20 protein-coding genes are annotated in these 20438 nt (G+C 57.9%); 11 read left to right on the top strand and 9 right to left on the bottom strand.

The genetic code is table 11. The features are described from left to right. Positions 1-2 precede the first annotated feature (2 nt). The gene (rppH, locus tag DTA24_RS04920) at positions 3-533 is read right to left on the bottom strand and encodes an RNA pyrophosphohydrolase (protein ID WP_004205443.1); all 531 of its coding nucleotides are present in this window, start codon (positions 531-533) and stop codon (positions 3-5) included. Positions 534-986: 453 nt separating this feature from the next. Between rppH and DTA24_RS28990 the strand changes: the two genes are divergently transcribed. The 5 genes from DTA24_RS28990 (at position 987) to DTA24_RS04895 (ending at position 4291) form a co-directional block, all read left to right on the top strand. Then, complete coding sequence (locus DTA24_RS28990) at positions 987-1130, top strand: hypothetical protein (protein ID WP_012540652.1); 144 nt, start codon at positions 987-989, stop codon at positions 1128-1130. A gap of 85 nt (positions 1131-1215) precedes the next feature. Continuing rightward, complete coding sequence (gene mutH, locus DTA24_RS04910; RefSeq protein ID WP_012967282.1) at positions 1216-1911, top strand: DNA mismatch repair endonuclease MutH; 696 nt, start codon at positions 1216-1218, stop codon at positions 1909-1911. A gap of 63 nt (positions 1912-1974) precedes the next feature. Next, complete coding sequence (locus DTA24_RS04905) at positions 1975-2688, top strand: TerC family protein (RefSeq protein ID WP_004205441.1); 714 nt, start codon at positions 1975-1977, stop codon at positions 2686-2688. 123 nt (positions 2689-2811) lie between these two features. Continuing rightward, on the top strand, positions 2812-3030 hold the full coding sequence (locus DTA24_RS04900) for a YgdI/YgdR family lipoprotein (RefSeq protein WP_002915974.1): 219 nt from the start codon (positions 2812-2814) through the stop codon (positions 3028-3030). Positions 3031-3250: 220 nt separating this feature from the next. Beyond that, positions 3251-4291 carry an NADP(H)-dependent aldo-keto reductase gene (locus DTA24_RS04895; protein ID WP_008806332.1) on the top strand — a complete coding sequence of 347 codons (1041 nt, stop codon included), beginning with the start codon at positions 3251-3253 and terminating at the stop codon, positions 4289-4291. A 104-nt stretch (positions 4292-4395) separates the two neighbouring features. On the opposite strand, the gene lplT is transcribed toward DTA24_RS04895, so the two are convergent. Continuing rightward, entirely contained in the window at positions 4396-5589 is a 1194-nt protein-coding gene (lplT, locus tag DTA24_RS04890; RefSeq protein ID WP_012967281.1) for a lysophospholipid transporter LplT, read from the bottom strand. Next, positions 5582-7741, bottom strand: a complete 2160-nt coding sequence (aas, locus tag DTA24_RS04885; protein ID WP_123836583.1) for a bifunctional acyl-ACP--phospholipid O-acyltransferase/long-chain-fatty-acid--ACP ligase — start codon at positions 7739-7741, stop codon at positions 5582-5584. The genes lplT and aas overlap by 8 nt, the downstream gene beginning before the upstream one ends. 620 nt (positions 7742-8361) lie before the next feature. On the opposite strand from aas, the gene galR reads away from it, so the two are divergent. Beyond that, positions 8362-9378 carry an HTH-type transcriptional regulator GalR gene (gene galR, locus DTA24_RS04875; protein WP_008806335.1) on the top strand — a complete coding sequence of 339 codons (1017 nt, stop codon included), beginning with the start codon at positions 8362-8364 and terminating at the stop codon, positions 9376-9378. Here the strand turns inward: galR and DTA24_RS04870 are convergent. From DTA24_RS04870 to DTA24_RS04855, 4 genes are all read right to left on the bottom strand, one after another. Then, positions 9339-9818, bottom strand: coding sequence for a GNAT family N-acetyltransferase (locus DTA24_RS04870; protein ID WP_012967280.1), 480 nt, complete (start codon positions 9816-9818; stop codon positions 9339-9341). The genes galR and DTA24_RS04870 overlap by 40 nt on opposite strands. Continuing rightward, entirely contained in the window at positions 9815-10588 is a 774-nt protein-coding gene (locus tag DTA24_RS04865; RefSeq protein ID WP_008806337.1) for a GntR family transcriptional regulator, read from the bottom strand. Before DTA24_RS04865 ends, DTA24_RS04870 begins: the two co-directional genes overlap by 4 nt. 68 nt (positions 10589-10656) lie before the next feature. Further along, on the bottom strand, positions 10657-12084 hold the full coding sequence (locus DTA24_RS04860; protein ID WP_110195128.1) for a glycoside hydrolase family 1 protein: 1428 nt from the start codon (positions 12082-12084) through the stop codon (positions 10657-10659). Positions 12085-12091: 7 nt separating this feature from the next. Then, on the bottom strand, positions 12092-13429 hold the full coding sequence (locus tag DTA24_RS04855) for a PTS sugar transporter subunit IIC (protein WP_110211051.1): 1338 nt from the start codon (positions 13427-13429) through the stop codon (positions 12092-12094). A 299-nt stretch (positions 13430-13728) separates the two neighbouring features. Here DTA24_RS04855 and DTA24_RS04850 point away from each other — a divergent pair, with 299 nt between their 5' ends. After that, a complete protein-coding gene (locus tag DTA24_RS04850) occupies positions 13729-14730 on the top strand; it encodes a LacI family DNA-binding transcriptional regulator (protein ID WP_162493303.1) in 1002 nt (333 codons plus the stop codon). Here the strand turns inward: DTA24_RS04850 and lysA are convergent. After that, positions 14723-15985 carry a diaminopimelate decarboxylase gene (lysA, locus tag DTA24_RS04845; RefSeq protein WP_123836582.1) on the bottom strand — a complete coding sequence of 421 codons (1263 nt, stop codon included), beginning with the start codon at positions 15983-15985 and terminating at the stop codon, positions 14723-14725. The genes DTA24_RS04850 and lysA overlap by 8 nt on opposite strands. Before the next feature lie 137 nt (positions 15986-16122). Here lysA and DTA24_RS04840 point away from each other — a divergent pair, with 137 nt between their 5' ends. Continuing rightward, the gene (locus DTA24_RS04840; protein ID WP_008806342.1) at positions 16123-17049 is read left to right on the top strand and encodes a LysR family transcriptional regulator; all 927 of its coding nucleotides are present in this window, start codon (positions 16123-16125) and stop codon (positions 17047-17049) included. Here DTA24_RS04840 and DTA24_RS04835 read toward each other — a convergent pair. After that, on the bottom strand, positions 17015-17728 hold the full coding sequence (locus DTA24_RS04835) for an aspartate/glutamate racemase (RefSeq protein WP_008806343.1): 714 nt from the start codon (positions 17726-17728) through the stop codon (positions 17015-17017). The genes DTA24_RS04840 and DTA24_RS04835 overlap by 35 nt on opposite strands. A 139-nt stretch (positions 17729-17867) precedes the next feature. On the opposite strand from DTA24_RS04835, the gene DTA24_RS04830 reads away from it, so the two are divergent. The 3 genes from DTA24_RS04830 (at position 17868) to DTA24_RS04820 (ending at position 20433) form a co-directional block, all read left to right on the top strand. Continuing rightward, complete coding sequence (locus DTA24_RS04830) at positions 17868-18194, top strand: cupin domain-containing protein (protein WP_012540645.1); 327 nt, start codon at positions 17868-17870, stop codon at positions 18192-18194. 453 nt (positions 18195-18647) lie between these two features. After that, positions 18648-19538, top strand: a complete 891-nt coding sequence (locus tag DTA24_RS04825) for a carbohydrate ABC transporter permease (RefSeq protein ID WP_004205419.1) — start codon at positions 18648-18650, stop codon at positions 19536-19538. Further along, positions 19531-20433 carry a carbohydrate ABC transporter permease gene (locus DTA24_RS04820; RefSeq protein WP_008806346.1) on the top strand — a complete coding sequence of 301 codons (903 nt, stop codon included), beginning with the start codon at positions 19531-19533 and terminating at the stop codon, positions 20431-20433. The genes DTA24_RS04825 and DTA24_RS04820 overlap by 8 nt, the downstream gene beginning before the upstream one ends. Positions 20434-20438 lie beyond the last annotated feature (5 nt).

The raw sequence follows: 20438 nt of genomic DNA, 5'->3' as shown, positions 1-20438 counted from the left end.
GCTTAACCTCTTTTACGTCGATAAGCAGGCGCGCTTTGCGGCTTAGGTGCACTCTCCGCCAGCGACATGGTCACGCTGGCGAACTCTTTCATCACCCGGCGGTAGACGTCGCGCTTGAACGACACCACCTGGCGGACCGGGTACCAGTAACTCACCCAGCGCCAACCATCAAATTCTGGTGTACTGCTGGTTTGCATATTGATGTCCGCATCGTTGCCGATCAACTGCAAAAGAAACCACTTTTGTTTCTGGCCGATACAAACCGGCTTTGTGTCCCAACGCACCAAACGTTTAGGCAACTTGTAACGCAGCCAGTTACGGGTTGAGGCAAGGATCCGCACATCTTTACGGCTTAACCCGACCTCTTCAAACAATTCCCGATACATCGCCTGCTCTGCGGATTCTCCTGGATTTATGCCCCCTTGCGGGAACTGCCACGAGTGCTGACCATAGCGCCGGGCCCACATGACCTGGCCCTGACGATTACAGATTACAATACCGACATTTGGGCGGTAGCCATCGTCATCAATCACCGGACTACCTCAAGATAAGCTTCAATGTGAATGATTGTTTCACACTCGCCGGAAACGGTAAACCACTCTGTTCGCACACTGAGAACGGATAACATTTGAATAACTCACAGTAATGGCCAGAGTTATAAACAACGAATGCGGCTTAGGCCCTATTTTATTCACTTTTTCTGTGGATAGAGTTGTGAAGAAGTACGGAATTACCCCGGGAAAACCCGGAGTAATCTGAACATCGCACCGCTAACACCTTAAAATAATGATAGCATATTCATCAAGTTAGAATATATTCCTTTCATTTATTACAACGTAACGTGACGATCATCACATATGCGATCCGCTGACTGATGAAAGATCGAGCAATGTCGATTTTATCCACAGATTACGCGCAGACCGCGGGCAGGTTTTCTCTAAAATTTCGATTTTCGTCGCACGTCAAGGCTGTAAATCGAACCAGTAGTGAGGCTTTTCCCCAGTTATCCCAATTTTCTGTGGATAACATGGTGTAAGATCCTGTTTATTGTCAGTGACCAGTTCTGGAAAACCTGTTTTCACGGTTTTCACCCGCGGCGCAATAAGTTTAAAAACTCATATAAATCATGACATTGGTATAGTTACTCAGAAAACGGTAAACTCTATCCACAACGCGCAAAAATAGCGCTCATTTTTTAGCCAAAGGTAGCGCCCTATGCCCACTATCGCCCCTCTCTCCTCGCCGCCGCAAAGTCAGGAACAGTTGCTGGCCCAGGCCCGTCAGCTGGCTGGCTATTCGCTGGGCGAGCTGGCGGCGCTGGCCGGGATCCCCATTCCGCGCGATCTGAAACGCGATAAAGGCTGGACGGGCATTCTGCTGGAGCTGTGGCTGGGCGCCAGCGCAGGCAGTAAACCCGAGCAGGATTTCGCCGCGCTGGGGGTCGAGCTCAAAACGATCCCCATCGACAGCCGGGGGCGTCCGCTGGAGACCACCTTCGTCTGTGTCGCCCCGTTAACCGGCAATAGCGGCGTCACCTGGGAGAGCAGCCATGTGCGGCATAAGCTGCAGCGCGTCCTGTGGATCCCGGTGGAGGGTGAGCGCACCATTCCGCTGGCGACGCGGCGCGTCGGCGCACCACTGCTCTGGAGTCCGGACGAAGACGAGGAGCGCCAGCTGCGCATGGACTGGGAGGAGCTGATGGATCTCATTGTTCTGGGCGAAGTTGAGCGCATTACCGCCCGCCACGGCGAGGTGCTGCAGTTAAGACCGAAAGCCGCCAACAGCAAGGCGCTGACCGAGGCCATCGGCGCGCACGGGGAGACGATCCTGACGCTGCCGCGCGGCTTTTACCTGAAAAAGAATTTTACCGCCGCCCTGCTCGCCCGCCATTTCTTGTTACAACACGATTAATTTTTTGTTCTGCGTTAGGGCTTGCATATAATTGCTGCTTTCTATTTTGCAGGACTTTGAACAATGTTATTTGCATGGATAACCGATCCTAACGCCTGGCTGGCGCTGGGCACGTTGACGCTGCTGGAGATCGTGCTCGGGATCGATAATATTATTTTTCTCTCTCTGGTCGTGGCCAAGCTCCCCACCGCCCAGCGCGCCCACGCGCGACGGATCGGTTTGATGGGCGCGATGGTCATGCGCCTGGCGCTGCTGGCCTCTATCGCCTGGGTAGTGAAACTGACCAACCCGCTCTTCACCGTCCTCGGTCAGGAGATTTCGTTTCGCGACCTGATCTTGCTGCTCGGTGGGCTATTCCTTATCTGGAAAGCCAGTAAAGAGATCCATGAGTCTATCGAAGGTGAAGAAGAGGGGCTGAAGACCAACGTCCACTCCTTTCTCGGCGCTATCGTGCAGATCATGCTGCTGGATATCATCTTTAGCCTCGATTCAGTGATCACCGCCGTCGGCCTGTCGGATCATCTGTTCATCATGATGGCGGCGGTGGTGATTGCGGTGGGGGTGATGATGTTCGCCGCGCGACCTATCGGCGATTTTGTTGACCGCCATCCTTCGGTGAAAATGCTGGCGCTGTCGTTTCTGATCCTCGTCGGCTTTACCCTGATGCTGGAAAGTTTCGACGTTCATGTGCCGAAGGGATACATCTATTTCGCCATGTTCTTCTCTATTGCGGTGGAGAGCCTTAACCTGCTGCGTAATAAGAAAAACCCGCTGTAAACCACAAAATTGCAGCCTGGTCACAGGCTGCAACCCTTTTTCAGACTTTACTGCTTTTTATGTCTCACAAATCAGGCTATTAATAGACGGGTATGGGGTGCAGCTACTCAAGAGGTGATGACGATGAAAAAATGGGCAGTATTGATTTCCGCCGTAGGACTGGCGTTCTCGGTTTCCGGTTGCAGCAGCGATTACGTCATGGCGACCAAAGATGGGCGAATGATCCTGACCGACGGTAAACCTACCGTGGATGACGATACCGGTTTAATCAGTTACGAAGATCAGCAGGGTAATAAAATGCAGATCAATCGTGACGACGTTTCGCAAATCATTAAGCGTTAATCTTTCCCCGTCGGCCCCAGCCTCTGTTGACGCTGCGCTTACCGACAACCAGTCTTTTGAGAAGAGTCGGGACACACCAGGACGCCGCGGGTTCCACCCACCGCCCCTCCTCGTCACCCGGCTTTTTTGATTTTTTACTTCCTCTTTTTCTCACCCTCTGCCATGTTGATACTCCTTTGTCGGGGAATGCCTGACCTTATAAATAAAAAGGAAGCTGGCTATGCAGTATCACCGTATCCCACACAGTTCACTTGAAATCAGCACCCTCGGGCTGGGGACCATGACCTTTGGCGAGCAGAACAGCGAAGCTGATGCCCATCAGCAGCTCGACTATGCGGTCGCCAACGGCATCAATCTGATCGATGTCGCCGAAATGTACCCCGTCCCGCCGCGCCCGGAAACTCAGGGGCTGACTGAAACCTACGTCGGCAACTGGCTGGCGAAACGCGGCAATCGCGAAAAGCTGGTGCTGGCCTCCAAAGTTAGCGGGCCCGCGCGCAATAACGACAGCAGCATTCGGCCCAATCACGTCCTGGACCGCAAAAATATCCGCGAGGCGCTGCACGCCAGCCTGAAGCGGCTGCAGACCGATTACCTCGACCTGTACCAGGTACACTGGCCGCAGCGCCCAACCAACTGCTTTGGCAAGCTGGGTTATACCTGGGCTGATGCCGCGCCCGCCGTGACCCTGCTGGATACCCTCGAAGCGCTGACCGAGTTCCAGCGCGCCGGGAAGATCCGCTACATCGGCGTGTCGAACGAAACCGCCTTCGGCGTGATGCGTTATCTGCACCTGGCGGATAAGCACGACCTGCCGCGGATCGTGACGATTCAGAATCCTTACAGCCTGCTGAACCGCAGCTTTGAAGTCGGCCTCGCGGAAGTGAGTCAGTTCGAAGGCGTGGAGCTGCTGGCCTACTCCTGCCTGGCTTTCGGCACACTGACCGGGAAGTATCTCAACGGCGCGAAGCCGGCAGGGGCGCGTAACACGCTGTTCAGCCGCTTTACGCGCTACAGCAGCGAGCAGTCGCAGAAAGCGGTAGCGGCCTATGTGGATATCGCCAAACGCCACGGCCTCGATCCGGCGCAAATGGCGCTGGCCTTTGTGCGTCGGCAGCCATTTGTCGCCAGCACCCTGCTGGGGGCGACGACCATGGCGCAGCTGCAGGCCAACGTGGAAAGTTTGCAGCTTGAACTGAGTGAAGAGGTATTAGCGGAGATTGAGGCGGTGCATCAGGTTTATACCTACCCGGCACCGTAAGAAAGCAAAGCCCCGGGTAGCGGCGTATACGCCACCACCCGGGCTACCGAAGAGCAGACATTGATGAACCCGTCGCCCGGTTAAGCGCAGCGCAAGCCGGGAGGTTATTTACGCCGCCCCCAGACCCACAGCGCGGCGATGGCCACGGCAAAGACCGCGCCAAACCCTATCCCAACGGCGACCGGCGGAACGCCCACGCTCACCGCCAGGGAATAGAGCCCCAGCATCAGCAGCATCGCCACGTTTTCGCCCAGGTTCTGTACCGCAATGGCGTTACCTGCCCCGACCGAATGTTTCCCACGCTCCTGCAGCAGCGCGTTCAACGGTACGATAAAGAACCCGCCGAACACCCCGAGCAGTAACAGCAGACCGAACGCCGGCAGCAGCGACTGCTGCACCGCAAAGGCCATCACCGCGATACCGATCAATATTCCCGCCGGCATACAGCGCGATACCGTCTCCAGGGTCACCAGCTTCGCCGCCGCCCCGGCCCCCAACACAATCCCCACCGCCACCATCGCATTAAGATAGGTAGGCATGGCGTTGCTGGTAATGCCCAGCGCCACCGGCACCCAGATCACCAGCAGGAAGCGCAGGGTCACGCCAGCGCCCCAGAACAGGCTGGTCCCCATCAGCGAAAAGCGGGTTTCGCCGTTGCGCCACAGCGTGCGGCAGGCGCTGAAGAAGCTGTGCGTCATTGGCTTAAAACGCCACGACTGCCCCGGGCGCGCCGCCGGCAGCTTGGGTATCCACAGGTTAGCCACTACCGCCCCGCCGTAGACCAGCGCGCAGACGATCAGCGCCGCCAGCACGTGCCAGTCGGCGAGGATCCCGCCGGCCATGGAGCCCAGCAGGATCGCCGCGATGGTCGAGGACTCCATCAGTCCGTTAGCCTTCACTAACTTATCGCCGGTAGTCAGTTCGCCGAGAATGCCATACTTGGCCGGCGAATAGGCGGCGGCGCCAATCCCCACCAGCGTATAGCCGATAAACGGATTGACACCGAAGCAGATGCAGCCGGCGCCGAGCAGCTTCAGACCGTTGGCCACCATCATCACCCGGCCTTTGGCAAAGCTATCGGCAAACTGGCCGACAAAAGGAGCAAAAAGAATGTAAGCGCCCACAAACAACATCTGCAGGACCGGCTGGCTCCACTCCGGATAATAGAGCTGCTTCATCAGCGCCAGGGTGGCGAAGAGAAGCGCATTGTCGCCGAAGGCCGACAGGAACTGGGCGCAGATCACCGCCAGCATCCCTTTCGAGTACAGCGAAGGGTTAGTATGTACTGACTCACTCATGGGTTGTTTCCGCCTCGTCGACCATGTTTTTCAGGGTGACATAGTCTGGCTTGCCGCTGCCCAGCACCGGCAGTTGCTTCAGCCAGCGTATATCTCGCGGTACCGCCAGCTCCGGTACTCCGTGCTGGCGAGCGTAGCGCAGCAGGGCTTCGCGAGTCAGTTCATTATCGGTGGTAAACAGCACCAGCGCCTCGCCTTTGCTGGCGTCCTGCTTAATCGCCGTGGCGTGCATTTTGTCCGGCGACGCGCCGAGGGCCACCTGCTCCACCATCTCGAGGGAGATCATCTCGCCGGCGATTTTGGCAAAGCGCTTCGCGCGGCCCTGGATGCGAACATAGCCCTGCTCGTCGAAGGTGACGATATCGCCGGTGTCATACCAGCCCGCTTCCTTCTCGCCGTGCTGGTTTTCCGCCGCTGGCGCTTCCAGCACCCCGGGGTTTTCCACCCGCAGGTAGCCTTTCATGATGTTCGGCCCTTTTAGCTGCAGCCGCCCCCCTTGCTCAATGCCTGGCATCGCCAGCAGGCGGGCGTCCATCCCCGGCAGGATACGGCCCACGGTGCCGACCTTCGCCGCCATCGGTACGTTAATCGATACCACCGGCGCGCACTCGGTCACGCCATAGCCTTCGAGAATGCGCAGGCCGAATTTATCCTGCCACAGCTGTTTGGTGCTCTCCTGCCGCTTCTCCGCCCCGGCGACCACATAGCGCAGGCGATAGAAATCATACGGATTAGCGAAGCGGGCATAGTTGGCGAGGAAGGTCGAGGTACCGAACAGCACCGTGCAGTTGCGATCGTAGACCAGCTCCGGCACCACGCGATAGTGCAGCGGGCTGGGATAGAGAAACACTTCTGCCCCGGTAAACAGCGGCGTCAACAGGCCGACGGTGAGGCCAAAGGAGTGGAACAGCGGCAGCGCCGACATAAAGCGGTCGTTGGCGGTAAAGTCGGCGATAGTTTTGATCTGCTCGACGTTGGCCAGCAGGCTCTTATGGCTGTGCACCACCCCTTTCGGATTGCCCTCCGAGCCGGAGGTGAAGAGGATCATCGCCGCGTCTTCCGGCTGCTGCTTAACCTGCGCCAGACGCGGCGCCAGCAGATGTCCGAAAATCCATAGTTTGTCAGCGAGGGTGATATCACCTTTAAGATCTTCGAGGAATACCCAGCGCACCTGGGTCAGTTGCTCCGGCAGATGCCAGAGTTTGCCTTTATCGAGGAAGGTGCGTGAGGTAAAAATAGTGTTGATTTCCGCGGCGGCTATCGCGCTGCTGAGCCCTTTCACCCCGGCGGTATAGTTCATCATCGCCGGAATACGCCCGCGGGCGATAGCGCCGAAAATCACCGCCGCGCTGATGCCGGCGTTAGGCAGCATCAGGCCAATCTTTTCGCCCCGCTGGCTGTATTTTTCCAGAATGCGGGCGACAAACAGGGTTTTGGTCAGCAGCTTGCGATAGGTATCCGGCTGGAAGTTGATATCCTCCACGCAGGGTTTGCGCGCGCCGAAGCGGTCCTGTGCCGCCAGCAGCGATTCATACAGGGTTTCCCGCGGACGCACTGCCATCCGGGCTTCCATCATGATTTGATGCAGCATTTCCCCGGCGATTTTCCGCCGGTCGCGGGCGCGCGGCGCCTCGGGCATCGGCAGATGGGTGGGCGGCAGCAGATGCAGCTGAATACGCGGGAACAGGCGACGCTTCACCAGCCCCTTCAGCCGGCTGAAGGGCGTCAGTTCGGCGCCGTCAATGCGTAGCGGCACGATGGTCGCCTGCGATTTGGCGGCGACAAAGGCGGCGCCGTCATAAATTTTCATCAGCGAGCCGCTAACCGAAATTCGCCCTTCCGGGAAGATAACCACCGGCCGCCCCTGCTCAATCAGCCGCACCAGATGTTTGATCGACATCGGTTTGGTCGGGTCCAGCGGTACAAAATCGATAATCGGCGTCAGCGCGCGCATAAACCAGCGCTGGCTGATTGAGGTATAGACCGCAAAAACCGGTCGGACCGGCAAAAACAGCGCCAGCAGAATGCCGTCGAGGAAAGAGACGTGGTTCGGGGTAATTAAGACCTTTTGCTGGTATAAAGCCTGCGTGTCGCCGGTCAGTCTGACCCGGTATAACCCCTTGAACAGCAGTCTGAAAAATCCCAAAAGCATAACAACTCCATGTGACCGGTGATGAGTCAAAGCAGGTTACACGAGAAGGCATGGGAAAGCAGTGCAGCGGGGAGATTTTCGGAATAAAAAAAACCTGCGCATCCGCGCAGGTCGGTGTAAGACGTTCAGTACGAAGAGCGTACCTAAGAAACTCACCTATCAATACCTCTGGGATCTCGATTGTCACGTTTTTTGGCCGTAACGGGCCAGCGGGAAAACGCAAGGGAGTGAGCCTAAGTGCAACGAGGTATTACGATTTTCGCTATCTGTAACAACGCCGATAGCGGGCAAAAAAAAACCTGCGCATCTGCGCAGGCTGGTGTAAGTAAAGTGGTCAACGTGACGTTGACTCCACCTATCAATACCTCTGGGATAGCCAGAATATCAACCGGGTCCGCGAACAAACCAGCGAACATTCGCAACAGCGCATCGCAAAGTGTAAGCAAAGGTTTGTATTTCCCTGCGTCGGTTTCAATTAGCGATGACGTCAATGTAACCAGGTTACCCATAAGCCCGGCCTGAATCACATTTGCGCCATTCCTTCGCCGCCGCGCCTTGAATCTGCCGCTCTTTCCCGTAACATAGCAGTATGTAAACGCTTACCCTATAAAAGGCATGGTATGGCGACAATTAAGGATGTAGCCCGACTCGCAGGAGTCTCCGTCGCTACCGTCTCCCGCGTCATCAATAACTCTCCCAAAGCCAGCGAAGCCTCGCGTCAGTCCGTGGGCGCGGCGATGGAAACCCTGAACTATCATCCCAACGCGAACGCCCGGGCCCTGGCCCAGCAGTCAACGGAAACCGTCGGCCTGGTGGTGGGTGATGTCTCCGACCCCTTCTTCGGCGCGATGGTCAAAGCCGTCGAACAGGTGGCTTACCGCACCGGCAACTTTTTGCTGATTGGCAATGGCTACCACAACGTGCAGAAGGAACGCCAGGCGATAGAGCAGTTGATCCGCCACCGCTGCGCGGCGCTGGTGGTACACGCCAAAATGATCCCCGATGAGGAACTGGCGGGGTTAATGAAGCAGATCCCCGGCATGGTGCTGATCAACCGCATCCTGCCCGGGTATGAAACCCGCTGCGTGGCGCTGGACGACCGCTATGGCGCCTGGCTGGCGACCCGTCATTTGATCCAGCAGGGGCACACGCGTATCGGCTATCTGTGCTCAAACCACCATATCTCCGATGCGGAAGATCGACTGCAGGGGTACTACGCGGCGCTGGAAGAGAGCGGCCTGCCGTGCAATGACCGGCTGGTCGCCTTTGCTGAACCGGATGAAAGCGGCGGCGAACTGGCAATGACCGAACTGCTTGGCCGCGGCCGCCACTTTAGCGCCGTCGCCTGCTATAACGACTCGATGGCCGCCGGCGCGATGGGCGTACTCAACGACAACGGCATCGACGTCCCGCGGGAAATTTCGCTGATTGGCTTCGACGATGTCCTGATTTCGCGCTATGTCCGTCCGCGGCTGACCACTGTCCGCTACCCGATCGTCACCATGGCGACCCAGGCGGCCGAGCTGGCCTTAGCCCTGGCGGAGTACCGCCCGGCCCCGGAGATCACCCACCTGTTCAGCCCGACGCTGGTGCGCCGTCACTCGGTGGTGGCCCCGCTGGAAGGCGATAAATCGTAGCGATAGAGATGCACGGCAGTGGCCGGGTAATCCAGCCCCTCGCCGAGGTAGCGCCAGCCGAAGCGTTCATAGAAATCCCGGCAGGCGGAGTAGAGATAGAGCTCCCGAAAGCCCGCGCGGCGGGCATAATCGATCACATGCCGCTGCAGTTTTCCGGCCAGCCCCTGACCGCGGGCGGCGGGCGCGACGTACAGCGCCGCCAGCCAGGGAAACAGATCCTGGCGGCTGATCAAGTCGCAGCGCCAGAGGCCAATCGTGCCGAGCAACTGCTCGCCTTCCACGGCAATAAAGGTCAATGGCAGCGCCTCCGCCGTCTGGCTATGCTGCACAATGCTGGCGAAAAACTCCCGCGGCAGCGTCTCGCCGCCAAAGGCGTGCCACAGCCAGTCGGTTACCTGCGGGGCGTACTGCGGCGCAGCGTACAGCGGCAGGATCGTCATACCAGCTTCCCCTGAAAAATCGGCACCGAGTCGAACAGATAGCCGTCAAAGTCGGGGGCGTCTTCATCGGACAGCTCCAGCAGACTGTTTTTGACGTTTTCCAGATGCTGCCACATCGCCTGCCAGGCGCCCATCACATCGCGACGCCGCAGCGCGGCGAGCAGCGTCTGTCGGTCACCGAGCCACTTCAGCCGCCAGGCGCGGCTGGCAATATGCACATTGAACTGCTGCCACAGTGGGCTGCTGTCCATCTGCAGCCAGATCCGCTCCACCGTCGCCAGCAGCATCTGGTTCTGCGTCGCCCCGGCCAGCACCAGATGGAACAGACGAGCGTTATCCTGCGCGGTGTCGTTGAGGGCGATAGCCCGCTGCTCCTGCTCGACAATCCGCTTCAGATTGTCGATATCGGCGCGGGTGGCCATTTTCGCGGCAAAGGCGGCGATATTGCTCTCCAGCAGCTGGCGCGCCTGCAGAATTTCAAACGGACCGACGTCGCTGCTGAGCAGTTGCTCCTCTTCGCTGTCGTTTTCATGGGGAATACGCATGACGTACACCCCGGATCCCTGACGAATATCCACCGTCCCCTGCAGCTCCAGCATCAGCAGCGCTTCGCGCACGATGGTCCGGCTGACGCCGTAGGTTTCGGCAATATGGCGTTCCGGCGGCAAACGCGACCCGACCGGGTAGCGCCCCTGCGCGATCTGGGCGCGTAAGTCATCACCAATCTCCTGATAGGGCTTCTTTTCCGGCGGAATTATCGCTTTTTCCACAAAATCACCTGTGCGTTACATGCCTGCGAGTCAAATACGCCGCTATCTTAGCAAAAATTGCCCCCCGGCTAGCGGTATTCATCATCGATATCCAGCACCATTTCACGCCGTTCGCCCAGCTGACGAAACCAGTGCGCCGAGGCTTTGGGTCGCCGGGCGCGATGGTTTTGCAGGTCGATTTCGATAAGCCCGTAGCGGTTTTTAAAGGCGTTCATCGGCGATACGTTGTCGGTAAACGCCCACAGCATATAGCCCTGGCAGTTGGCCCCTGCCTCGCGGGCGCGCAGGGTGTGCCACAGATGTTCGCTGATAAAACGGATGCGGTAACTGTCATCGATGGTGCCTTCGCGGTTACGGAACTGGTCTTCGTTTTCCACCCCCATCCCGCTCTCCGCCACGAACCAGGGGATGTTGCGATAGTCATTTTTTATCCGCATCGCCATATCAAAGATGATTTGCGGGTAGATTTCCCAGCCGCGGGAGGCGTTCATTCGCCGGCCGGGCAGCTCAAACGGCTCATAATACCAGGCCGGATGAAACGGGGTATGCGGATGCCAGGCCCGCGACGGGGCTTTGACCCGGTGCGGGTAGTAAAGATTAATCCCCAGCTCATCGACGGTGTGCTCGCGAATAATCGCCAGATCCTCCTCGCTGGCGTCCCACGTCACCTGATGCTGTTCGAGCAGTGCAAGAAGCTCCGGCGGCCAGACCCCGTGCACCAGCGGGTCGAGGAACATGCGGTTGTAGAACAGATCGTAGATCTCCGCCGCGCGCAGGTCATGGGGGGCGCGTGAGCGTGGGTAGGTCACCTCCGGATTGAGGATGCAGCCGACGGTCCCGGGATAGCCGAGCTCGCGAAACCGCTTCACGACGCTGGCGGTCGCCAGCACCTTATGATAGTTCCACTGCATCCAGGTGCTGGTGTTCTGCTCATAGGGCCAGCGCAGGGCATCCAGATAGACCCGGGTCTGTACCACAATTGGCTCATTAAAGGTAAACCAGCGGGTCACCTTCGGGTGGTAGCGGGCAAAGACCTGCTCCGCGTAGCGCACAAACAGCTCGACCACCGTTTTCGACCCCCAGCCGCCATACTTTTCCAGCAGATAGCCGGGCAATTCATAATGCTCAAGGCAGATCATCGGCGTGATGCCGTTGGCCAGCAGCGCATCGAACAGCTGGTCGTAATAGGCCGCATACTCCTCATCCACCGTGACGTTTTCATAGTCGGTCAGAAAGCGCGACCAGTTGATTGAGGTGCGGTAGTGGGTCAGCCCGGCCAGCTTCATCAACTGCACATCTTCCTGAAAGCGGTTGATAAAATCGGTGGCCACCGCCGGGCCATAGCCGTTATGCCAGACGTGGCGGTCGTTTTTGTACCAGAGATCGGGCCAGGAGTCCTGCCCCGGTTTTTTCCCGCTCCAGCCCTCGGTCTGCCAGGCGGAAGCCGCCGCGCCAAGGATAAAATCATCGGGAATGGTCATCCGTACGGTAGTCATAGGCTCCTCAGACAGGGTTGGCGGTCTGTTGATTGTCGGCCTGACGCTGTGCGGCATCGGCACGGCGGGAGGCGATTTTGACGAAAGGCAGATAGATAAGCACCGCGGTCACGATGCAGATAAACTGGGTCACCACCGCCCCCATCGAGCCGGCGGTGGAGAGCCAGGCGTTGATCAGCGGCGGCGTGGTCCAGGGCACCATCACTACCGCCTTGCCGGCGAAGCCGGTCAGGGTGGCGAAATAGCCGATGCTGCCGGTCACCAGCGGGGTGATGATAAACGGGATAGCGAGGATCGGGTTGAGCATGATCGGCATCCCGAAGATCACCGGCTCGTTAATATTGAACAGCCCCGGACCTATCGACAGCTTGGCGATCTCTTTCATCTCTTTGCGCTTCGTGGCGATCATCACCGCAATCAGCAGGCCGATGGTCAGCCCCGAGCCGCCGATGCTCATGTAGACGTCCCAGAAGGGCATCGTGATAATGTTCGGTACCTCTTTTCCCTGCTCAAAAGCGCTCATATTGACGGTGATCGCCCCCAGCAGCAGCGGCTCGCGGATCGGCTTGATCATCTGGTTGCCGTGAATGCCGATCACCCAGAACAGCTGGGCGACGAACATCAGCAGCAGGATCCCCGGCAGGCTCTGCACCACCCGCTCCAGCGGCTGCTGCACCACCTGGTAGACCGCATCGTACAGATACATTCCCGTCAGTTGGTGAAAGAGAAAACCCAGGGTGGCGATCGCGGTGGTGGTGATGATCGCCGGGATCAGTGCCGAAAAAGAGGCGGAAACGTTCGGCGGCACGGTATCCGGCATTTTGATCTTCAGTCCCTTGCGCCCCTCCAGCCAGCAGTAAATCTCCACTGACAGAATGGCGATGAACATCCCGAGGAACAGGCTGCGGGTATCGGAGAACTGGCGCAGCAGGACATCTTTCACCACGTGCATCTGGCCATCGACCATCATCTCCACCGTCGTCGGCGTGACGCAGATAAAGCAGATCACCGCCAGCAGGCCGGGAAACAGGCTTTTGATGCCGTTTATCCGCCCCAGCTCAATACCGATCAGAAACACGGCGCCGATATTGAGGAAATTGAGCGTGGCGTAGTTGAGCGCGCTGGTGATCGGCTTCAGCGCCGCAAGAAAGGAGAGCGAGGAAAAGCTGGCGAGCCCATTCTTCGGATCCAGCACCATATTGGAGATCAGTACCGAAAAGGCCCCGACGATGATCACCGGCATCAGAGTAATAAACGCCGATTTGATCGCCATAATGTAGCGATAGCTGTTGAATGTCGTCGCGAAACGCCCCAGCGCGTCGATCAGTTTGTCCTGTAATGCCATAAAAGAGTACCTCAGAGTAAAGGGCTTATTGCGGCCAGGTGAACAGCCAGAGACTTTTGGCATACCAAAACATAGTCGCCAGGCAAAAATAGTTCTGTGACAGCGCTCGCAACGCGCACTGTGGTATCCCAAATATCCGATAGAATCGACATTGGCATACCAGACTATGCCGGCTCGTCAGTTCCTGCCAAAAGCGTGATCGCGATGGTTTTTCCGCCCCGCCCCGTCGATATGTCCCTTTTCGGTCTGTGATAAACTGCGCTTTACCACGTGAAATCAGGAATCGATGAATGGCTACAATGCTGGATGTCTCAATTCGCGCAGGCGTCTCGAAAGCGACGGTTTCCCGCGTGTTGAACGGCACAGGTCAGGTGAAAGAGAGCACCCGCCAACAGGTCTTTAAAGCGATGGAAGAGCTGGGCTACCGGCCGAATTTTCTCGCACGCTCGCTGGCCAATCAGACCAGCAATAGTATCGGGCTGGTCGTCTCCACCTTCGACGGCTTCTACTTTGGCCGTCTGCTGCAGCAGGCTTCACGCCAGACGGAAGCCTGGGGAAAGCAGCTTATCGTCACTGACGGTCATGATACGCCGGAGCGCGAAGAGGAAGCGGTGCAGATGCTCGCCGACCGGCAATGCGATGCGATCATCCTCTATACCCGGCACATGAGCGAAAAGGCAATCATGTCGCTGATTAATTCGATCGCCATGCCGCTGGTGGTGATTAACCGCGATGTGGCGCAGGCCCGCGAACGCTGCGTGTTCTTCGAGCAGCAGGAAGCCGCCTTTCAGGCCGTGGAGTATCTGATTACCCAGGGCCACCGCGATATTGCCTGCATGACCGTCCCGATGCACACCCCTACCGGCCAGGCTCGCCTGCAGGGCTACCGCAACGCGCTGATAAAACATGGTATTGAGTGGGATCCGAGCCGGGTGAAGTACGGGGACTCGACGATGACCCGCGGCTACGAACTGTGCCGGGAACTGCTGGACGAGAAAGCCCGCTTCAGCGCGCTGTTTTCCTGTAACGATGATATGGCGCTGGGGGCGTCAAAGGCGCTGCATCAGGCGGGGCTGCGTATTCCGCAGGATGTGTCGCTGTTTGGCTTCGACGATGCGCCAAGCGCGAAATGGCTGGAGCCGGGGCTGTCGACGGTCTATCTGCCGATCGACAACATGATCACCACGGCTATCGATCAGGCGATCAAGCTTGCTAACCAGCAGCCGATAGAAACGATCCCGCCGTTTACCGGCACGCTGGTGTTGCGCGAGTCGGTAACGACGGGACCTTTTTTTAAATAAGCTCTAAGGCCAGCAGCTCCTGAATGGTCTGGCGACGGCGGATCAGCCGCGCCTTGCCGCCATCAAACAGCACCTCCGGCAGCAGCGGACGGCTGTTATAGTTGGATGACATCGAAGCCCCGTAGGCGCCGGTGTCATGGAGCACCAGATAGTCCCCAGGCACCACCGCCGGCAGCAGGCGGGTCTCGACTTTGCCCCCTTCCTGCTGGGTAAAGACGTCCCCGGATTCGCACAGCGGCCCGGCCACCACGGTTTCCACCTGCGGCGCGGCGCTGAGATCGCGACCATCCGCCGCCAGAGCGGTGATATGGTGATAGCTACCGTACATTGCCGGGCGCATCAGGTCGTTAAAGCCGGCGTCAATCAGCACAAAGTGACGGCTGCCCATCTCTTTCACGCTGCGCACCTGCGACACCAGCACGCCGGACTCGGCCACCAGGAAGCGTCCGGGTTCAATCTCCAGTTGCACCGGGTGCCCCAGATGGGCCGCGATCTGCTCCCTGGCGCGGTTCCACAGGCCATAATAGTGGGCGGTGTCGATGGCCTCTTCGCCTTCGCGGTAAGGAATCGACAGACCGCCGCCGGCGGAGATGGCCTGCAGATCCTGGCCAAAGTCGACGACCTGACGCACCATCGCGCCGCACACCTGCTCCAGGTGACCGTAGTCAACGCCAGAGCCAATATGCATATGGATCCCGACCAGCTGCAGCTGATAGCGACGCATCACTTCCAGCGCCGCCGGCAGGTGGCTGTACCAGATACCATGCTTGCTGTTCTCCCCGCCGGTATTGGTTTTCTGGCTGTGGCCGTGACCAAAGCCCGGGTTGACGCGCAGCCAGACGCGATGGCCCGGCGACACCTCGCCCAGCTGGCTCAGCATGTCGATCGAGCCGGCGTTCACCGGGATCTGTAACGCTTTCACCCGATCGAGGGTGGCGTCGTCGATCAGATCGGCGGTAAAGACGATGTCCTCTGGATTCTGCTGCGGATCGTAGCCCGCCGCCAGCGCCCGCTCGATCTCCCCCAGCGACACCGAGTCCACCTTCACCCCCTGCTCACGCATCAGACGCAGAATATGAATGTTAGAGCAGGCTTTTTGCGCAAAACGTACCACGTCAAACTGGCTGAGCTGGGCAATCTGGCGGCGAATAATCTGCGCATCATAGACCCAGACTGGACAGCCAAATTCCGCGGGCAGGCGCAGCAGGTTATCCGCGGTCAGGTCAGTATCGGTGGCGTAAAGCGAGTGTGGCATAAGAACTCCGGTGCAGTGCGTGTGTTGGTCGCTGTTTTTTTTCGATTACGCCACAGTGGCGGACGAATAAAAAATATCGTTTTATCGCGACTCTATGCAAAAATGATATGGTTACAGCCGAGCCTCATGGAGACCGCATGCCAGCCGTTAATTTGCGTCATATCGAAATCTTTCACGCGGTGATGACCACCGGCAATCTGACCGAAGCGGCGCGGATGCTGCACACCTCGCAACCCACGGTCAGCCGCGAGCTGGCGCGCTTTGAGAAAGTGCTCGGCCTGAAGCTGTTTGAACGGACCCGCGGTCGCCTGCAGCCGACGGTGCAGGGCCTGCGTTTGTTTGAGGAGGTTCAGCGTTCCTGGTACGGCCTGGACCGCATCGTCAGCGCCGCCGAGAGCCTGCGCGAGTTCCGCCAGGGCGAGCTGTCGATCGCCTGCCTGCCGGTCTTTTCCCAGTCCTTTCTGCCGCTGCTGTTGCCGCCGTTTCTCGCTCGCTACCCGGAGGTCAGCCTGCAGATCGTCCCCCAGGAGTCGCCGCTGCTGGAGGAGTGGCTCTCCGCCCAGCGCCATGACCTCGGCCTGACGGAGACCCTGCATACCCCGGCGGGCACCGAACGCACCCCACTGCTGACGCTGAATGAAGTCTGCGTGCTGCCTGCCGGCCATCCGCTGGCGGTGCAGACGACGCTGACCCCCGCCGATTTTCAGGGCGAAAACTACATCAGCCTGTCGCGCACCGACAGCTATCGCCAGCTGCTTGACGCCCTGTTCCTTGAGCATCAGGTTAAACGGCGGATGGTGGTCGAAACCCACAGCGCGGCCTCGATCTGCGCCATGGTGCGCGCCGGCGCCGGGATCTCGGTGGTGAATCCCTTGACCGCTCTGGACTATGCCGATAGCGGCGTGGTGGTGCGCCGCTTTAGCGTCGAGGTGCCGTTTACCGTCAGCCTGATCCGCCCCCTCCACCGCCCGCGATCGGCGCTGGTCGACGCCTTTGTTGCACACCTGCAGGAGAGTCTGCCGCAGATCCTCACGCCGCTGGCGTCGGTCCTGCAGAGAGCATAAAGTTTACCGCGTCTTCTGCGTGGATCGCCGCAGTGTCAAAGACCGGCAGCGGGCTGAGCTCGGCAGGCACCAGCAGGCCAATTTCCGTACAGCCGAAAATAACCCCTTCCGCCCCCTGCTCCGCCAGGGCGGCGATCACCTGCAGATAATAATCCCGCGACGCCTCGCTGAAAGTGCCGAGACAGAGTTCGTCGAAGATGATCTGATTGATCCGCGCCCGATCGTCAGCCTCGGGGATCAACGTCTCGATGGCAAACTGCTCCAGCAGACGACCGCGGTAAAAGGTCTGCTCCATGGTATAGCGGGTGCCCAGCAGCGCGACCCGGCGCTGGCCTTTGGCGGCAATCGCCCGCCCGGTGGCATCGGCAATATGCAGGAAGGGAACCTGGCAGCGGGCGGCGATGGCATCCGCGACTTTATGCATAGTGTTGGTGCACAGGACAATGCCTTCGGCCCCCGCCTGCTGCAGCCCAACCGCGGCTTCAGCAAGGATCTCCCCGGCGCGATCCCAGTCGCCGGCGGACTGGCAGGCTTCGATGTCGTGAAAATCGACGCTGTGCAGCACCAGGCTGGCAGAGTGCAGGCCGCCCAGTCGCGCCTTAACGCCCTCATTGATCAACCGATAATAGGGGATCGTGGACTCCCAGCTCATGCCGCCTAACAGGCCAATGGTTTTCATCTTCTGCTCCTTATGTCGTTTCTGCCAGTGAAGCAAACTTGTGATCAACTTTCCACTTCTCTGGCCGCGTATTTCTTTTTCATGAAGAGTGGGATAAGTTAAATGAAACAATGTTTCACTTTAACAACAGGACCGCCCGATGTTTATTTTCCATAAAGACACCACCCTTGAAGACCTCGGCAATGGCGTAACCCGCCGCATTCTGGCCCACGACGGAAAAATGATGGCCGTGGAGGTGAATTTTGCCGCCGGCGCCGTCGGCCCGATGCATAACCATCCCCACGAACAGCTCACCTATGTGCTCTCCGGTGAGTTTGAATTCACCATCGGCGAGGAGACGCGCGTCGTCAGTGCCGGCGATACGTTGTATAAGCAGCCAGGGATCATGCACGGCTGCGTCTGCCTGCAGCCCGGCACGCTGCTCGATACCTTCACGCCGGTCCGCGAAGATTTTCTCTCACGCTGATCCATGATGGGGGCGTTTACCGCCCCCGGTTTACGTGTTACTGCAGGCATTAAAAAAGATGCCGTCACAATCATTATCCTGGTAATAATATTTTTCACTCAGTTAACGCTGAACCTTCATTCTTTTCAGGCTCCCGCAGCCCCCTAAAATGCTTACCACCTCACCTTTTTGAAACATCGTTTCGACTTTGATCACATTTCCATCCTGATCTGCATGACGCAGAAATAAATCGCAATAAAATGAAATTAAAACGGTGTTTTATAAAAAATAGAGCAGCATAAAAGCGAGCCTGACAGCACGCCACTTGCTGGCTCACTTAAATAATAACCCATTCATTAACAAGGACATGTTAATCAGAGGAAGCGTTCAGACATTTTTGCGTTGTCAGGCGAAAAGGCCGACAGCGCCGCGTCACCGAATCCGTATTACAACTCGTAAGCCAGGTAGGTATGTATGAATGAAAACAAGCTGCTGGGATTGGCATGGATATCACCCTATATCATCGGGCTGATCGTCTTTACCGCTTTTCCCTTTGTTTCATCTTTCTTTCTCAGTTTTACTGAGTACGACTTGATGAGCCCGCCGGTATTTAACGGCATCGAAAACTATCGCTATATGTTGACCGAGGACAGCCTGTTCTGGAAATCGATGGGCGTGACCTTTGCCTACGTTTTTTTAACTATTCCCTTAAAACTGGCTTTCGCCCTCGGCATTGCTTTTGTGCTCAATTTCAAACTGCGCGGCATCGGCTTTTTCCGTACCGCCTACTACATTCCGTCGATTCTCGGCAGCTCAGTGGCTATTGCGGTACTGTGGCGCGCCCTGTTCGCCATTGACGGCCTGCTGAATAGCTTCCTCGCCGTCTTTGGCATCGATGCCGTCAACTGGCTGGGGGAGCCTTCGCTGGCGCTGATGTCGGTCACCCTGCTGCGCGTCTGGCAGTTTGGTTCCGCGATGGTCATCTTCCTCGCCGCGCTGCAGAACGTTCCGCAGTCGCAGTATGAGGCGGCGATGATCGACGGCGCCTCAAAGTGGCAGATGTTCATGAAGGTCACCGTGCCGCTGATCACTCCGGTCATTTTCTTCAACTTTATTATGCAGACCACTCAGGCGTTCCAGGAGTTTACCGGCCCGTACGTGATAACCGGCGGCGGCCCAACCTATTACACCTACCTGTTCTCACTCTATATCTACGATACCGCCTTTAAGTACTTCGACATGGGCTATGGCGCCGCGCTGGCGTGGGTGCTGTTCCTCGTCGTCGCGGTCTTTGCATCGATAGCCTTTAAATCATCGAAATACTGGGTCTTCTACTCCGCCGATAAGGGAGGCAAAAATGGCTGATATTCAACAGATGGCACCGGTAATGAGCAACGCCGATCGTGAGGTCGCTCGTACGCTGCGTCGGGAAAAGGTGAGTCGGGTGGTACGCTACGTCGTGTTGATATTCGTCGGCCTGCTGATGCTCTACCCGCTGGCGTGGATGTTCTCCGCCTCGTTCAAGCCGAACCATGAGATCTTCACCACCCTCGGACTGTGGCCTGCCCACGCGACCTGGGACGGGTTTATTAATGGCTGGAAAACCGGCACCGAATACCATTTCGGCCACTATATGCTTAACACCTTTAAGTATGTGATCCCGAAGGTGGTGTTAACGATCATCTCCTCCACCATCGTGGCGTACGGCTTTGCACGCTTTGAAATCCCGTGGAAGAAGTTCTGGTTCGCAACGCTCATCACCACCATGCTGCTGCCGAGCACCGTCCTGCTGATCCCGCAGTACCTGATGTTCCGTGAAATGGGGATGCTGAACAGCTATCTGCCGCTGTACCTGCCGCTGGCCTTCGCCACCCAGGGATTCTTTGTCTTCATGCTGATCCAGTTTCTGCGCGGCGTCCCACGCGATATGGAAGAGGCGGCGCAGATCGACGGCTGCAACTCCATCCAGGTGCTGTGGTACGTGGTCGTGCCGATCCTCAAGCCGGCCATTATCTCGGTGGCGCTGTTCCAGTTCATGTGGTCGATGAACGACTTTATCGGCCCGCTGATCTACGTCTACAGCGTCGATAAGTATCCCATCGCGCTGGCGCTAAAAATGTCCATCGACGTCACGGAAGGCGCGCCGTGGAACGAAATTCTGGCAATGGCGAGTATCTCCATTCTGCCGTCCATCATTGTCTTCTTCCTGGCTCAACGCTACTTCGTGCAGGGCGTGACCAGCAGCGGAATCAAAGGTTAAGAGGG

Source organism: Klebsiella sp. P1CD1 (assembly GCF_003790505.1).
In the GTDB taxonomy this organism is placed as follows: Bacteria; Pseudomonadota; Gammaproteobacteria; order Enterobacterales; family Enterobacteriaceae; genus Klebsiella; species Klebsiella variicola.
This window is presented reverse-complemented; position numbering and strand designations above follow the sequence as displayed.

Excerpts from the sequence above, each read along its gene's own strand:
- DTA24_RS04900 (WP_002915974.1), top strand. The coding sequence starts at position 2,812 with ATGAAAAAATGGGCAGTATTGATTTCCGCCGTAGGACTGGCGTTCTCG.
- galR (WP_008806335.1), top strand. The coding sequence starts at position 8,362 with ATGGCGACAATTAAGGATGTAGCCCGACTCGCAGGAGTCTCCGTCGCT.
- DTA24_RS04835 (WP_008806343.1), bottom strand. The coding sequence starts at position 17,728 with ATGAAAACCATTGGCCTGTTAGGCGGCATGAGCTGGGAGTCCACGATC.
- DTA24_RS04825 (WP_004205419.1), top strand. The coding sequence starts at position 18,648 with ATGAATGAAAACAAGCTGCTGGGATTGGCATGGATATCACCCTATATC.
- DTA24_RS04850 (WP_162493303.1), top strand. The coding sequence starts at position 13,729 with ATGCTGGATGTCTCAATTCGCGCAGGCGTCTCGAAAGCGACGGTTTCC.
- DTA24_RS04830 (WP_012540645.1), top strand. The coding sequence starts at position 17,868 with ATGTTTATTTTCCATAAAGACACCACCCTTGAAGACCTCGGCAATGGC.
- lplT (WP_012967281.1), bottom strand. The coding sequence starts at position 5,589 with ATGAGTGAGTCAGTACATACTAACCCTTCGCTGTACTCGAAAGGGATG.
- DTA24_RS04840 (WP_008806342.1), top strand. The coding sequence starts at position 16,123 with ATGCCAGCCGTTAATTTGCGTCATATCGAAATCTTTCACGCGGTGATG.
- DTA24_RS04855 (WP_110211051.1), bottom strand. The coding sequence starts at position 13,429 with ATGGCATTACAGGACAAACTGATCGACGCGCTGGGGCGTTTCGCGACG.
- lysA (WP_123836582.1), bottom strand. The coding sequence starts at position 15,985 with ATGCCACACTCGCTTTACGCCACCGATACTGACCTGACCGCGGATAAC.
- DTA24_RS04820 (WP_008806346.1), top strand. The coding sequence starts at position 19,531 with ATGGCTGATATTCAACAGATGGCACCGGTAATGAGCAACGCCGATCGT.
- DTA24_RS04905 (WP_004205441.1), top strand. The coding sequence starts at position 1,975 with ATGTTATTTGCATGGATAACCGATCCTAACGCCTGGCTGGCGCTGGGC.
- DTA24_RS04860 (WP_110195128.1), bottom strand. The coding sequence starts at position 12,084 with ATGACTACCGTACGGATGACCATTCCCGATGATTTTATCCTTGGCGCG.
- DTA24_RS04870 (WP_012967280.1), bottom strand. The coding sequence starts at position 9,818 with ATGACGATCCTGCCGCTGTACGCTGCGCCGCAGTACGCCCCGCAGGTA.
- DTA24_RS04895 (WP_008806332.1), top strand. The coding sequence starts at position 3,251 with ATGCAGTATCACCGTATCCCACACAGTTCACTTGAAATCAGCACCCTC.
- mutH (WP_012967282.1), top strand. The coding sequence starts at position 1,216 with ATGCCCACTATCGCCCCTCTCTCCTCGCCGCCGCAAAGTCAGGAACAG.
- aas (WP_123836583.1), bottom strand. The coding sequence starts at position 7,741 with ATGCTTTTGGGATTTTTCAGACTGCTGTTCAAGGGGTTATACCGGGTC.